The 14,664-nt window shown below is 44.1% G+C and carries 10 protein-coding genes; 7 read left to right on the top strand and 3 right to left on the bottom strand.

The window, feature by feature from the left end; translation table 11 throughout:
• Positions 1 to 10 precede the first annotated feature (10 nt).
• The 3 genes from MusilaSJ_RS14820 to MusilaSJ_RS14810 form a co-directional block, all read right to left on the bottom strand.
• A complete protein-coding gene (locus MusilaSJ_RS14820; RefSeq protein WP_274985736.1) occupies positions 11 to 1,231 on the bottom strand; it encodes a beta-ketoacyl-[acyl-carrier-protein] synthase family protein in 1,221 nt (406 codons plus the stop codon).
• A 318-nt stretch (positions 1,232 to 1,549) separates the two neighbouring features.
• A complete protein-coding gene (fabG, locus tag MusilaSJ_RS14815) occupies positions 1,550 to 2,278 on the bottom strand; it encodes a flexirubin biosynthesis SDR family reductase FlxB (RefSeq protein ID WP_274985735.1) in 729 nt (242 codons plus the stop codon).
• Positions 2,275 to 3,855 (bottom strand): flexirubin biosynthesis tyrosine ammonia-lyase FlxA, encoded by a 1,581-nt coding sequence (locus MusilaSJ_RS14810; protein WP_274985734.1) that lies wholly within the window; start codon positions 3,853 to 3,855, stop codon positions 2,275 to 2,277. The genes fabG and MusilaSJ_RS14810 overlap by 4 nt, the downstream gene beginning before the upstream one ends.
• Positions 3,856 to 4,078: 223 nt before the next feature.
• On the opposite strand from MusilaSJ_RS14810, the gene MusilaSJ_RS14805 reads away from it, so the two are divergent.
• The 7 genes from MusilaSJ_RS14805 (at position 4,079) to MusilaSJ_RS14775 (ending at position 14,650) form a co-directional block, all read left to right on the top strand.
• Entirely contained in the window at positions 4,079 to 4,603 is a 525-nt protein-coding gene (locus tag MusilaSJ_RS14805) for a hypothetical protein (RefSeq protein WP_274985733.1), read from the top strand.
• Positions 4,604 to 4,733: 130 nt separating this feature from the next.
• Positions 4,734 to 5,930: a DUF2062 domain-containing protein gene (locus MusilaSJ_RS14800; RefSeq protein ID WP_274985732.1), complete on the top strand. Its 1,197-nt coding sequence runs from the start codon at positions 4,734 to 4,736 to the stop codon at positions 5,928 to 5,930.
• 3 nt (positions 5,931 to 5,933) lie between these two features.
• Positions 5,934 to 9,788, top strand: a complete 3,855-nt coding sequence (locus MusilaSJ_RS14795) for a trifunctional MMPL family transporter/lysophospholipid acyltransferase/class I SAM-dependent methyltransferase (protein ID WP_274985731.1) — start codon at positions 5,934 to 5,936, stop codon at positions 9,786 to 9,788.
• The gene (locus tag MusilaSJ_RS14790) at positions 9,789 to 11,303 is read left to right on the top strand and encodes a phytoene desaturase family protein (RefSeq protein WP_274985730.1); all 1,515 of its coding nucleotides are present in this window, start codon (positions 9,789 to 9,791) and stop codon (positions 11,301 to 11,303) included. It abuts the gene before it with no gap.
• Complete coding sequence (locus MusilaSJ_RS14785; RefSeq protein ID WP_274985729.1) at positions 11,296 to 12,978, top strand: C45 family autoproteolytic acyltransferase/hydrolase; 1,683 nt, start codon at positions 11,296 to 11,298, stop codon at positions 12,976 to 12,978. Before MusilaSJ_RS14790 ends, MusilaSJ_RS14785 begins: the two co-directional genes overlap by 8 nt.
• A complete protein-coding gene (acpS, locus tag MusilaSJ_RS14780) occupies positions 12,975 to 13,352 on the top strand; it encodes a holo-ACP synthase (protein ID WP_274985728.1) in 378 nt (125 codons plus the stop codon). The genes MusilaSJ_RS14785 and acpS overlap by 4 nt, the downstream gene beginning before the upstream one ends.
• On the top strand, positions 13,349 to 14,650 hold the full coding sequence (locus MusilaSJ_RS14775; RefSeq protein WP_274985727.1) for a flexirubin biosynthesis putative acyl-CoA ligase FlxY: 1,302 nt from the start codon (positions 13,349 to 13,351) through the stop codon (positions 14,648 to 14,650). The genes acpS and MusilaSJ_RS14775 overlap by 4 nt, the downstream gene beginning before the upstream one ends.
• Positions 14,651 to 14,664: the final 14 nt, after the last annotated feature.

Here is a 14,664-nt window from a genome sequence, read left to right as displayed (position 1 = left end):
AGTGGCTGGTTTAATTATATTTTTTAATAATCAGGGACGAATTAGTGCCGCCAAACCCAAATGAGTTTGACAGGAATGTATCTATATTTTTTTCGACGGTTTCAGCAGCGATATTGAGCTTCGCCGAATCCTCGTCGGGGTTTTCAAAGTTAATATTTGGTGCTACAAATGAGTTTTGCATCATGAGCATCGAATAAACGATCTCGCTTGCGCCCGCCATCCAGCACTCATGGCCGGTCATGGATTTGGTTGAACTTACCAGTGGCTTATAATCGCCAAAAACCTCATCAATGGCTTTAGCCTCGCTGGCATCACCGGCAGGAGTAGAGGTGGCATGAGCATTGATATAGTCAATTTCAGAAGCCTGTATGCCGGCATCTTTTAATGCCATATTCAACGAGCGTACCGGCCCTTCAACCGTTGGGTTTGAAATATGCCCCCCATTTGATGAAAAACCATACCCAACAATCTCGCCAAAAATAGTAGCGCCTCGTTTCAGGGCCGATTCCAGGCTTTCCAAAATCACAGTAGCTGCTCCGCCGCTTGGAACCAGGCCGTCGCGGTCGCGATCAAAGGGGCGGGAAGCTTTGGAGGGATCTGATTCGTTTACAGAAAATGCCGAAAGCGCATCAAAACTCCCCATTGAATAATGGCTTAGTTCCTGTGCGCCCCCGCAAATGATGCAGTCCTGCATACCGCTTTTGATAAGATGGTAACCCATGCCTATAGAATGCGAACCACTGGCGCAAGCCGCGCTGATGGTAAAGTTAACCCCGCGAAGCTTAAAGATAGTAGCCAGGTTCATGGTAACGGTGGAATTCATGGTTTGGAAAACCGCACCAGAACCAATGAGCATGGTGTCTTTTTTTTCGCGGATGATATCGGTAGTTTCAATAACTGCTTTTGCCGTACTATCATTACCGTATAAAATGCCTACATCTGTTTGGGCGATGTAATCGGCGTCGATACCTGCTTGTTGTAATGCCTCAACGGTGGCTATGTAGGCATATTCGCCTTGCTCGGGCAACATGATACGCGCCCGGCGATCAAGCGTACCTTTAAGGTTGGGCTTTTCAACCGCACCGGTAAGGCCCGAGCGATAACCAAAATCTTTACGAATAGCATCATATACAATGCCCGACCTGCCGGTATAAAGGGATTCCTTAACTTCATCAAGATTTTTCCCAATACACGAATAGATACCCATCCCTGTTATCACAACCCTATTCATATTTGAGCAAAAACTGATAGTACATAGTCAACAAAATGTGATAAAAATACAAAAAAATAGAACTTAATCTGTTTTTGTATATGCTACGTCTGTTTAATGTTCCAAATTTCGGCTATTAAAATACCTGTATCTTAATAGCTTATAATTAAGTTTATATTAAGAGTTAATTACTCTCCAAAATTTGCCACCGCTCGGCTCCAGCCGAGTGGTGATTATTTCCAGGCCTCTGGCCTTCTTTCGCTTCGGCGGCCAGAGGCCGCTTGATAGTTGCCACTCGGCTGGAGCCGAGCGGCGGCGGTTACTTTGTTTTCGTTTTATTTACGAATACAGCCCACCGTTTATCGAAAGCACTTCAGCTGTAATATAAGCAGCTTCCGGCGAAGCCAGAAACCCTACAGCATGGGCAACCTCCTCCGGAGTGCCAAACCTACGTAATGGCACCATCGCTTTCAATTCCTTTTCATCAAGCCCGGCGGTCATATCAGTTGCAATAAAACCCGGAGCTACGGCATTTACGGTAATTCCCCTGCGGCCAACCTCCTGCGCCAACGCTTTAGTTGCTCCAATAACTCCCGCTTTAGCCGCCGAATAATTAACTTGTCCCGGCAAACCTTTTAACCCTGAAAGCGATACCACGTTAACAATGCGGCCGTACTTTTTTACCAGCATGCTGTTCAAAACCAAACGGGTAACGTAGAAAAAGCCACCTAAGCTGGTGTTTATTACGCCATCCCATTGCTGGTCGGTCATCCACATCATCAGGCCATCGTCTTTAACGCCGGCATTGTTTATTAAAACTTCAATGTTCTTTTCGGTATTGGTTTCTATCCAGCCGCCTAATTTTTGCTGGATGTCGTTTTTGTCGGCAACATTAAATTGCAACAGCTCGCCATCGTCGCCATTTTCCCTGATCTGGGCGAGGGTGTTGTTGGCTTCATCGATATTGCCTTTATAATTAACCAGTACATAATAACCCATAGCGGCCATTTTGTAGCAAATGGCCCTGCCAATTCCTCTTGAGCCGCCGGTTACTAATGCACATTTCATATGATATTTTTGGTGTTAAAAGGTTTAATAAATGCAGGAAATATTTCGGCCATTTCAAAATAAGCTTTAACTTGTTGCAGATCCTGGTATTTGGGTTTATCCTCAATAAATGTAGGGAATATTGTCCTCAAGCCGGTATAAACTTTATTGGTTTGGGTGGATAGGCTGTTTGCGCAATCAAGATAGTCGACAGCCTGCAGCAGGGTCATGGCCTGAATAGCCAGCACCTCGAAACTGTTATCGATCACTTTTTTGGTTAACAAGGCCGCGTTACAGCCCATGCTTACAATGTCCTGGTTATCATTATTGTTTGGGATACTGTGTACGTACATGGGGTACGAAAGGGTTTGGTTTTCGGCAACGGTTGAGGTAGCCGTGAATTGCATACCCTGCATTCCGAAATTGAAACCCAATACGCCTAAATTTAAAAACGGCGGAAATTTCTGGTTCAGCTTATCATTCAATAGATAATTCAGCTGCCTTTCTGATAGCATGGAAAGCCTTGTAATGGCAATTTTAAGTTTATCCATCTCCAGCGAAACATAATCCCCATGGAAATTACCACCGTGGAAGATGTTATGGTTTTCGTGATCGATAACTGGGTTGTCGTTTACGGAATTCAGTTCATCTACAACCACGCTTTCTGCCTGAGCAATTGTATCATACACCGGACCGAGAATTTGCGTAACACAACGAAGCGAGTAGTATTCCTGCACCTTATCCTCAAAAACTTCCTGATCAATATTTTCGGGATTGTATAAATGCTCTGAGCGGCTGCGGGTCATTTGGCTATCCTTCAGGATTTCCCTCAATTGCGCGGCAATAGCATTTTGACCTGTATGATGTTTAACCCTGTTTAGCTCGTGCGAATAATGGTCATCAAAAGCACCCACCACCTCGTTGATCATGGCCGATAACATTACCGACCAGCCCAGCAGTTTTTTAGCTCGGATAATATTCAGCAATCCAATCCCGGTCATGGCCGAAGTACCGTTGATAATGGCCAGTCCCTCACGGATATGGATTTGCAGTGGTTTAATATTTAGCTGTTCAAAAACTGAAGCTGTTGGTTGTACTTTTTCGTTGTAAATCACCTCGCCTTCGCCAATTAAAACCAGGGCAAGGTGGGCTAACTGTACCAGGTCGCCGCTGGCACCTACGCCGCCGTGTTCCAATATGCATGGGGTGACGTTTTTATTGATGAGTTCGGCAAGCAGGTTTACGAGTTCGGGGTGCACACCGGAGTGTGCCTGCATAAAGCTGTTAAGCCGGGCAAGCATCAAGGCTTTCACCAGTTGGGGTTGCATCAAACCGCCGCCGCCCGAAGCATGGCTGCGGATGAGATTGTACTGCAATTGCAGGCGGTTTTCATCGCTCACCTTGTATTGCGCCATCGGGCCGAAGCCTGTATTGATGCCGTAAATAAGCTTGTTGGATGAAAAATTGCCAAGAAAAGTAAAACTGGCTTCTACCTTTTGCAGTGCCTGTTCGTTGGGTGCAATTGCAGTGTTATTAAAAATTACCTGGTAAAAATCATCCAGTGTAAGGGTTTTTCCTCCAACCTGTAGTATGGGCACAGTAGTTTTATTTAATAAGGTTTGATTACTCTTTTCCACAAAATCAGGGCGAAAATAAGGTAAATGTTCGGATTTGAAAACAACATTGCCGCCGCTCGCCTAACGGGCGAGTGGCAATTATTAAACGGCCTCCGGCCGGCAGGTATTGTGAAGCCTATTAAAAGCTATTTGTTATTTATAATTGCAAAAAAATGATAGTTTTGATTGCAGCCCTTATTGCTGAATGAAAAAAGTTAAAGCACTTAAGCCATTTATCCATTACGAGGCCCTTAAACGATGGGAAATAGCTACCTTTTTAATTTACGCTTCTATAACTTTATATATTATATGGCTTTGTTTTGAAGGCGGGAATAAAATTCAAAATGAAACCGTTTTTGGCTACGCTGTGTTTACTCAGACTTGCCTGTATATTTTGTTATATGTTTCGTTAAGAAATTTTACATCATATTTGATCTGGGTATGTTTTGGGGTAGTTCATCTGGTTATGTATTTAGCATTTAAAGACAGCCAGGGATTGCAGGGACATAAAGCGGATTTGTTTGCTGCATTAGCTAACACGTTGCCTCTATTGTTGCTTTTTCAGTTTTTAAGATACTTCAGTATAAAAATACAGGGGCGGGAGTTTGTTGTACCGGAAAAGAATAGCGATACCGACTTGATCGAAAACAAAAAGGTAAGCTCTGTCGACTCGGTGATCTGCATTATTTACATAATTTCTCTCATAGGGGTGGCTTTTTTAATGACATGATTTATAACTTCCACACAAAAATTTAACGTTTAATTTAAGCTGAAAGAATAACTTTGTAAAACATTAAACGTAAACCCACAAAACCCATTGATAAAAACCTGGACTGAAGCCGGTACGTGCGATTGATTATATGACGGATAACTTACAACTTTTACAGGCAAAGTTTAAACAACTACAGGTATGCGTTATTATACCCACCTATAATAACCAGGGCACGCTGGCCGCTGTTATTACCGATGTGTTGGCCTATACCGATCAGATTATTGTGGTAAATGATGGCTCGACCGATAGTACTCCTGCCATTATCCAATCATTCCCGCAAATACAATTAGTTAGCTATACCCAGAATGTAGGCAAGGGCTGGGCCTTACGCAAAGCATTTGAATTTGCTACTGAACAAGGTTATCAACATGCTATCACCATTGATTCGGACGGGCAACATTTTGCTACCGACCTGCCTGCTTTTATTGAAAAACTGGAACAGGAACCGGATTCGTTGATCATTGGTTCGCGTAATATGGAGCAATCGTCGGTGCCGGGTAAAAGCAGTTTTGGACATAAGTTTTCCAACTTTTGGTTTTGGGTGGAGACAGGGATCAAATGCCCTGATACACAATCGGGCTACCGTTTGTACCCCATTCACCTGTTAAAAAGCACGAAATTTATCACCCGTAAATACGAGTTTGAAATTGAGGTAATAGTTCGTGCCGCCTGGAAAAACATCAAGATAGATTGGGTTCCGGTAAAGGTTTATTATGCCCCGAAAGAAATACGGGTATCGCATTTTCGCCCCTTTCAGGATTTTTCACGCATCAGCGTTTTGAATACTATTTTGGTAATCATCACTTTCGCATACATCAAACCCCGCGATTTTTTCAGGACGCTTTTTGATAAAAAAAAAGCTAAGCTAATGCTCAAAAACCTGTTTTTTAACCCTGAACACTCGCATCAGTTAAAAGCTAAATCTGTAGCTTTTGGCGTTTTTATGGGGATTGTGCCTATCTGGGGCTTTCAGCTTTTGGTGGCTATTTCGCTGGCCTTTTTGTTTAGGCTCAATAAAGCCATTGTGGTTACGGCAGCCCACATCAGCGTTGCGCCCATGATCCCGGTTATTATTTTTTTGAGTTACAAAACCGGCAGCCTTTGGATGGGGGGAAAGGATGTGGATATCCCTTTGGATAAAATTTCGCTTAAATCCATCGGCGGACATTTGGAACAATATCTTTACGGCAGCATTTCGCTGGCAATTTTTGCAGGTATTATAGCAGGATTGCTCACTTTTGCGTTACTAAAGCTGTTTAAGCGGAGGCCTGTCCCCGCTCTGTAATTCATGGAAAAAATCCTGGTAGGCATCTATAATTATTTCAATATCCGCAAGCCACTGTTTTATACTGTGTTTGCGTTAAGTTTTGTGCTTATCGGTTTTTTTGCTTCGCGGATAAGGTTTGAGGAGGATATTTCCAAAATACTGCCGAAGGATAAAAAGATAGAGAAACTCAACTATATTTTTCAAAACTCCAAGTTTGTTGATAAGCTGATAGTGATGGTATCGTTAAAAGATTCCACACAACTGCAGCCCGATAGCCTTATCGCCTTTGCCGATAATTTTACCGAAACCGTTCAGCAAAAACTTCCACGGTATGTAAGTAAGATCAATGCAAAGGTTGATGACGGGTTGGTGCTGGCGCTTTTCGGCACTATCAATAAAAACTTGCCTATTTATCTTACCGAGCGTGACTATCTAAACATTGATACGTTGATCCGCTCGGATCAGGTTAAAGAAACTCTTGCCCGCGATTTGCGCACGCTGACCTCGCCAGCGGGACTGGCGCTGAAAAGCATGATCAGCAGCGACCCGGTTGGCATCTCATATCTCGGCCTCAAAAAATTACAGCAGCTGCAGTACGACGAAAATTTTGAACTGTACGATAGCTACGTGATGACCAAAGATCATAAAAACCTGCTGCTGTTCATCACCCCCAAATGCTCGCCCAATAATACCGGCGAAAACGCGGTAATGCTTAAAGGTATCGATCAGGTTATTGATAGCCTGCAGGCAAAAAATTTCAAGATCATCAATTGCAGTTACTTTGGTACCACAGCTGTATCGGTAGGTAATGCCTTGCAATTACGCAGGGATTCGATGTTTACGCAGGGCATTACAGTGGTTTTCCTGATTGTATTCCTGGGATTTTATTTCAGGAAAAAGCGGGCCCCGGTGGTGATCCTGGTGCCGGTTTTGTTTGGTGCATTGTTTTCGCTGGCGGTGGTGTATTTTGTTAAGGGAAGTATTTCGGTAATAGCTTTGGGTACGGGCTCGGTGGTGTTGGGGATTGCGGTTAACTATTCGCTGCATGTGTTTAACCATTACAGGCATACCCGCAGTATTGAGCAGGTGATCCGCGATTTGGCTATGCCGCTTACCGTGGGGAGTTTTACAACCATCGGCGGTTTCTTGTGCCTGGAATTTGTAAAGTCGGAAATGCTGAAAGATCTCGGTCTGTTTGCGGCCTTTAGCTTAATCGGCGCTTCGTTTTGCTCGCTGGTGTTCCTGCCGCATTTTATCGCCTCCAAAAAAGAACAAGATCAGCATACAGCGCAGCTTTCGTGGATTGATAAGCTATCGGCCTATAATCCAGAGTATAATAAATTCATTATTTCGACTATTGTCATCCTTACCGTAGTATTTAGCTATACTGCCCGGAACGTAAGCTTTGAAACGGACATGAACCGCATGAATTTCATGGCCGATAAACTCAAAGCATCCGAAGCTAAACTGAACGCTATTAATAAATACGCCCTGCAATCGGTTTATTTCCTGGCCGAAGGCAAAACATTGGATGATGCTCTCCGGACTAACGAAAAGCTCTCGGCACAGATAGAATTACTGAAAGAAAAAAACATCGTCAAAAAATACTCCGGTGTATCATCGCTCATTATTTCCGATTCCCTGCAAAAAGCCCGCATTGCCCGTTGGAATAACTACTGGACACCTGCAAAAAAACAGCAGTTAATGGCTGTATTGGTTAATGAAGGCGCTGCCTTAGGTTTCAAACCATCCGCTTTTGACCATTTTAAGGAACTCATCAATAAAAATTTTGAGCCGGTTGGACAGGATGAAATGGCCGGCATCCGCAAAAGTTTGTTGGATGATTACATAACCGAGCGACCGGGCAGGGCAGGGGTAATTACACTGGTTAAGATCTCACAAGCTGATAAAGCCAAATTGTACAACCTGTTCGAAAATTCGCCAAATGTTACCGTTGTCGATAAGCAATACTTAACAAACCGTTTTGTTGGTATCATCAACAATGATTTTACCAGTATCGCGGTGATGTCGTCATTACTGGTGTTTACGGTATTGCTGCTCACTTACGGGCGTATCGAACTTACGTTGGTTTCTTTTATTCCGATGTTTATTTCCTGGATCTGGATTTTGGGCTTGATGGGCTTGTTGGGCATTCAGTTCAATATCGTGAACATCATTATATCGGCACTGATATTTGGTTTGGGCGATGATTACAGCCTGTTTATTATGGATGGATTGCTGCAGGAATATAAAACGGGCAAAAAGAATTTATCGTCATACAAGTCGTCCATCTTTCTATCAGCCATTACTACGGTTGTGGGTTTGGGGGTGCTGATCTTTGCCAAACACCCGGCCTTGCGTTCTATCGCGTTGATCTCCATCATCGGCATAGTTTGCGTAGTGGTAATGGCTCAGATCCTGATCCCGTTTTTGTTTAACCTCCTTATAAGAAACCGGGTGCGAAAAAAACAATTTCCCTGGACCTTGAGTGGCTTCGTAATCTCGGTTTTTGCCTTCACTTACTTCGTAAGCGGATGTTTGTTATCAAGCTTGATCGGCTTGTTCCTTATCAAGCTCAACCCGTTTAAAGGGCCAAGGAGCAAATATGTTTATCATGCTATCCTGTCAAAGTTTTGCTGGTCGATGATGTACATTATGCCTAACCTGTGTAAGCGTGTGGTTAACAAGGACAGTTTTGAGAAACCTGCTGTGGTGATCAGCAATCACCAATCGTTTTTAGATATCCTGGTACTGATCATGCAGCACCCTAAACTGATCTTGTTTACCAATCACTGGGTATGGAATTCGCCGGTATTTGGCGCAGTGGTGCGGATGGCGGGCTACTTCCCAGTGGCCGAAGGAGTGGAGCAGAATATCGAAGAACTGGCCGAAAAAGTTAAACAAGGATACTCGATGGTGATTTTCCCGGAAGGCAGCCGTTCGCCTGATGGCAAAATGAAGCGTTTTCATAAAGGGGCTTTCTTTTTGGCCGAGCAATTAGGTATGGATATCCTGCCCATCATGTTGCACGGAACCGGCTACAACATGACCAAAGGTGATTTCCTGCTGAAGAATGGCACAATAACTATAAAATACCTGCCTCGTATTGCTGCCGGTGATGCTTCATTCGGTACAGGCTATGCGGAGCGTACCAAAAACATCAGCCGTTATTTTAAGGATGAATACCAAAATCTAAGTGCTGAAATTGAACAGCCTGCCTATCATAAAGAACAACTGTTTTATAATTATTTGTACAAAGGCCCTGTACTGGAATGGTACATGAGGATCAAGGTAAGGCTCGAAAAAAATTACCAGGTATTTCATGAGCTGCTGCCTAACCAGGGAAAAATGCTTGACTTGGGTTGCGGTTATGGCTTTATGCCTTACATGCTGCATTTTGCAGCGCCGGGGCGCAAGTTTACCGGGGTTGATTATGATGAGGAAAAGATAGAGGTGGCAGCCAATTGCTTTGGAAAAACGGAGAATATCAATTTTGTTTATGCCGATGCCCTGCAATTTGAAATGCAGCGGTATGATGCCATTATCATGGCCGATATGCTGCACTATTTGCCGCCCGGGGAGCAAAAGCAATTGATTGAAAAATGTATTGCCAATTTAAATCCCAGCGGCAAGCTCATCATCAGGGATGGCAATAAGGATATGGAGGAAAGGCATAAGGGAACGGAGCTCACCGAAACTTTTTCGACCAAGTTGCTTGGTTTTAATAAAACAGGAGCAAATGGTCTTTCGTTCCTTTCGGGGAAAATGCTGCGGGATATAGCGGCAGTGAATGATCTTTCAGTCGCCGAGATTGACAACACGAAATACACTTCAAATATTATTTTTGTGCTTAAAAAAGAAGGGCAGCCGGTTTAAATGAACGATAAGTTTGATGTACTGATCATTGGCAGCGGTATGGGCGGTTTGGTTTGCGCCGATATGCTCGGTCGTGAAGGTTACCGGGTTTGTGTTGTTGAAAAAAACAAGCAGCTTGGCGGCTCGCTGCAAACCTACGTACGCGACAAGGTTATCTTTGATTCCGGGGTGCATTACCTCGGCGGGCTCGATAAGGGCCAAAATCTATATCAGATCTTTAAGTATATAGATATTATCGATAGCCTGAAACTGGAAAAGCAAAACCTGGATGCTTTTGATAAGATCATGATTGATAACGATCCGGTTGAATATCCGCAGGCGCAGGGCTATGATAATTTCATTAAACAATTGCTGGTTTATTTCCCGGATGAGGAACCTGCTTTACGAGCCTATTGCGATAAACTGAAAGAGGTTTGTGATAAATTCCCGTTGTATAACCTGCGCTCATCGGATGATTTTTATGAAAAGGCCGATGTGTTGGAAGTAGATACTGAAGCTTTCCTGGCATCTATCACCAATAATAAAAAACTGCAGCAGGTACTGGCCGGGAATAACTCCTTGTACGCCGGGCAGGCTGATAAAACGCCGCTGTACGTTCATGCGTTAATCCTTAACAGTTATATTGAAAGCTCCTGGAAATGTGTTGACGGCGGTTCGCAGATTGCTAAACTCATTGCCCGCAATATCCGCGACAGGGGCGGCGTTATCATCCGTAACAAAGCGGTGAGAAAACTGGTGGAGCAGGAGGGTAAGATAGTTTATGTTGAGCTACAGCATGGGGAAAAGCTGTATGCTGATCACTTTATTTCCAACATCCACCCGGTAAAAACATTGGAGATGACGGATTCGTCCGTGATTAAAAACGTGTACCGCAACAGGCTCAAAAGCCTCGAAAATTCGGTATCGTCGTTCACCATCAACATCGTATTTAAAAAAGATTCATTCAAATATTTTAGCCATAATGTTTACAGCTTTAAGGATGGGCAGGTATGGCACATGGCCGATTATACGGAGCAAAACTGGCCGCTGGGTTATGCCGTGTTCATGACGCCATCATCAAAAAATAAAGAATACGCCGATGGCATGACCATCCTGGCTTATATGCGATATGAGGAAGTGAAGCCATGGGAAAATACTTTCAATACGGTATCTGACGAGGCTTACCGGGGCGAAACTTACGAGCAATTTAAAAAGCGAAAAGCCGAAGTTTTACTGGATGATGTTGAACTGAAATTTCCGGGTTTAAGGGATCAAATCTATTCATACTATACCGCCACGCCGCTCTCATACCGCGATTATATTGGCAATGATGATGGCTCACTTTATGGCATAGCCAAGGATTATAAACACCCGTTGAAAACGTTTATTTCGCCGCGTACCAAACTGCCTAATTTGTACTTCACGGGGCAAAACCTTAATTTACATGGCATTTTAGGGGCAGCCATGAGCGGGATAGTAACCTGTTGCGCTTTGTTGGGCAATGATGATCTGATAGATAAAATAAGAAATGCGTAACAGGAAGTTTAGCTGGAAAAAGTTTAGAAAAAGGCTACTGTACACAGGCCTTGTGTTTGTGGGCTTGTTATTTATCGGCTTTATTTACCTGTATTGTGTAGCTATTGATTATCCTCCCAAACCTGCCGACCTAAGCAGCCTGAAATTACAACGCAAGCAGCCATCGCCGGGGTTTTATACCATCAATAACAACTGGTTCCGGAAAAGTAAGAGTGGCTTGTTTGAGATGTATGTAGAGGGTAAGCCTTTTGAGCGCGGGGTAATTAATGGCAAACTGAGCAAAGAGCTGGTGGTAAACCAGGAGGTTTATTTTACCGATCAGATCAACAAGATCATCCCCTCAAAATCATACCTGTCCTTCCTGAAATATTTTATAGCCTGGTTTAACCGCGATTTGGCTAAGAACGTAAGCGAAGAATATAAGGAGGAAATCTACGGCATTTCTAAATCGGCATCGGATAAATACCAGTTTATCGGATCCAATTACCAGCGCATATTGAACTACCATGCCGCGCATGATATTGGTCACGCTTTACAAAGTATGGCCTTGGTTGGTTGTACCTCGTTCGGCACCTGGAACGACAGATCTGCCGATGGTACGATGATCGTGGGACGTAATTTTGATTTTTATGTTGGCGATAATTTTGCGCACGATAAAATAGTGGCGTTCTTCAACCCATCCGAAGGGCATAAATTCATGACCATAACCTGGGGTGGATTTGTGGGTGCGGTATCCGGCATGAATGAAAAAGGCCTGAGCGTTACCATCAATGCCGATAAAACCAATATCCCATCAGGCTCGGCCACGCCGGTATCTTTAGTTGCACGCGAGATTTTACAATACGCCCAAAACATCAATGAAGCCATCGCAATAGCCAAAAAGCGTAAAATGTTTGTGTCGGAGTCATTTTTGGTTGCCTCGGCCGAGGATAACAAAGCTGTAGTGATCGAGAAAACGCCGGATACGCTGGATGTATACGACCCGCATCAAAATTTTATTGTTTGCGCTAACCATTTTCAAAGCAAGGGACTGGTACATTCAAAAGAAAACCTGGTGCAGCTAAGCAATAGTGCCTCGCCATATCGTTACCAGCGTTTAATGGAACTGCTGAATGCCGAAGGCAAGAACACCGTGCAAAAAACGGTTGATATATTACGAAACCGCCAGGGCCTGCACGGAGAAGATATTGGTATGGGCAACGAGAAAGCGCTGAACCAGTTGATAGCACACCACTCGGTAGTGTTTGAGCCGCAGAAGCTGCTGGTTTGGGTTTCCACCTCGCCATGGCAACTGGGGGAGTTTGTGGCTTACGATTTGAAAAAGATATTAGCCATGAAAGGCATGCAAGCCGATCATGAAATTATGGATACCGCGCTTACCATTAAGCCCGATACGTTTTTGAACACCCGGGCTTATCGTAATTTTATAACCTATCGTACGCTGAAACAAAAAGCTTTTGACGGTGAAGAGATTAACCCCGATAGCGTGGTGGCCAGCAATCCGCAATTTTACCACGCGTATGTGATTGCCGGCGATTATTCGTTTAAACATAACGATTATAAAAAAGCCCTCGGGTATTACAAAACGGCTTTAACCAAAGTAATTGCCACCGTAAACGAGGAAAACTATATCAAAAAGCAGGTAGAAAAATGTACTAAAAAGGTAAGCTCATGACAGTTTTAGGTGTAGGTATTGATATGATAGAGGTGGAGCGCGTGCAAAGCAGCATCGCCAAAGAGCAGGGCTTCCGTGAATTGGTTTTTTCGGCAAAGGAGATAGCCTATTGTGAGAGCAAGACCAATAAGTATCAGCATTATGCCGCCCGCTTTGCCGCCAAAGAGGCTTTTTTTAAAGCATTAGGTACGGGCTGGCTAAAAGGTACCGCCTTTAACGAAATTGAGATCAGCAATGATGAAAACGGCAAGCCCATTTTAGAACCTATCTGCGAAAGCGCGGGAGTGATTAACCGTAACGGGCCGTTAAAAATTTCCGTATCATTAACCCATTTAAAAACAATGGCATCGGCCGTGGTAATTATTGAACAGTGATAACACAACACCCTGAACCATTAGCACACCAACCCCAACACGAGGTTGTAAAATACCAGGAGCGAAAGCTGCAGGAGTTGCTCGCTTACCTCAGCCAAAACTCGCCTTTTTATAAAGACCTTTTCGCAGCACATCAGATCGATATCAACCAGGTCAAAACGCTTGATGACCTGCGCTTGATCCCGACCACCACTAAAGAAGACCTGCAAAAACGCAACGACGATTTTTTATGTGTGGATAAGGGGACAATCATAGAGTACAGTTCCACCTCCGGCACTTTAGGCAGCCCGGTAACTATTGCCCTTACTGAAAATGATTTGGAACGGCTTGCTTATAACGAGTATAATTCCTTTATCTGTGCCGATGGCTCGTCAGCCGATCTGTACCAACTGATGCTCACGCTCGACAGGCAGTTTATGGCCGGAATGGCCTATTATTCGGGCATCCGCAAAATAGGGGCGGGGATTATCAGGCTTGGACCTGGTGTGCCGTCATTACAATGGGAAACTATTTTGAGGTTAAAACCTACGGCTATTGTAGCGGTACCTTCTTTTATTTTAAAGCTGATCCAGTTTGCACAGGAGCATCACATCGATATCAATGCATCGTCGGTTAAAAAGGCGGTTTGTATTGGTGAGAATATCCGCAATACTGATTTTAGCTTGAATATCCTTGGACAAAAAATAACTGAAGCATGGGATATTAAACTTTATTCAACATACGCCTCAACCGAAATGCAAACCGCCTTTACGGAATGTGGCGAGGGCCGGGGAGGTCACCATCAACCCGAACTGTTAATCGTTGAGGTATTGGATGAGCATAATAACCCGGTTGCTCCCGGCGAATCGGGTGAGGTGACCATTACTACGCTTGGTGTGGAGGGGATGCCGCTTCTTCGTTACAAGACCGGCGATATCTGCCATTACTTTGATGAGCCGTGTGCCTGCGGCCGTACCAGTATCAGGCTGTCATCTATTGTTGGTCGCAAAAAGCAGATGATCAAATTCAAAGGCACCACGCTTTACCCGCCGGCACTGTTCGACCTGCTGAACGGAATGGAAGAAATCCGCGAATTTGTAGCCGAAGTGTATCCCAATGAGATAGGCATGGATGAAGTGTTGCTGCACCTGCTGCCCATTAATTATACCGATGAATGCGACCGCAAGATCCGTGCTAACCTGCAGGCCCGCTTGAGGGTAAGCCCCCACATTACCTATCTTAAAGCAGACGAAATGCAGAAATTACAATTCCCTGAAGCGGTACGCAAACCGGTTAAATTTATCGACCGAAGAAAATAAGCGATTATGTGTTA

It is taken from the genome of Mucilaginibacter sp. SJ, assembly GCF_028993635.1.
GTDB lineage: Bacteria > Bacteroidota > Bacteroidia > Sphingobacteriales > Sphingobacteriaceae > Mucilaginibacter.
This window is presented reverse-complemented; position numbering and strand designations above follow the sequence as displayed.

Coding starts and splice junctions, on each gene's coding strand:
- MusilaSJ_RS14820 (WP_274985736.1), bottom strand. CDS start 1,231: ATGAATAGGGTTGTGATAACAGGGATGGGTATCTATTCGTGTATTGGG.
- fabG (WP_274985735.1), bottom strand. CDS start 2,278: ATGAAATGTGCATTAGTAACCGGCGGCTCAAGAGGAATTGGCAGGGCC.
- MusilaSJ_RS14805 (WP_274985733.1), top strand. CDS start 4,079: ATGAAAAAAGTTAAAGCACTTAAGCCATTTATCCATTACGAGGCCCTT.
- MusilaSJ_RS14800 (WP_274985732.1), top strand. CDS start 4,734: ATGACGGATAACTTACAACTTTTACAGGCAAAGTTTAAACAACTACAG.
- MusilaSJ_RS14795 (WP_274985731.1), top strand. CDS start 5,934: ATGGAAAAAATCCTGGTAGGCATCTATAATTATTTCAATATCCGCAAG.
- MusilaSJ_RS14790 (WP_274985730.1), top strand. CDS start 9,789: ATGAACGATAAGTTTGATGTACTGATCATTGGCAGCGGTATGGGCGGT.
- MusilaSJ_RS14785 (WP_274985729.1), top strand. CDS start 11,296: ATGCGTAACAGGAAGTTTAGCTGGAAAAAGTTTAGAAAAAGGCTACTG.
- acpS (WP_274985728.1), top strand. CDS start 12,975: ATGACAGTTTTAGGTGTAGGTATTGATATGATAGAGGTGGAGCGCGTG.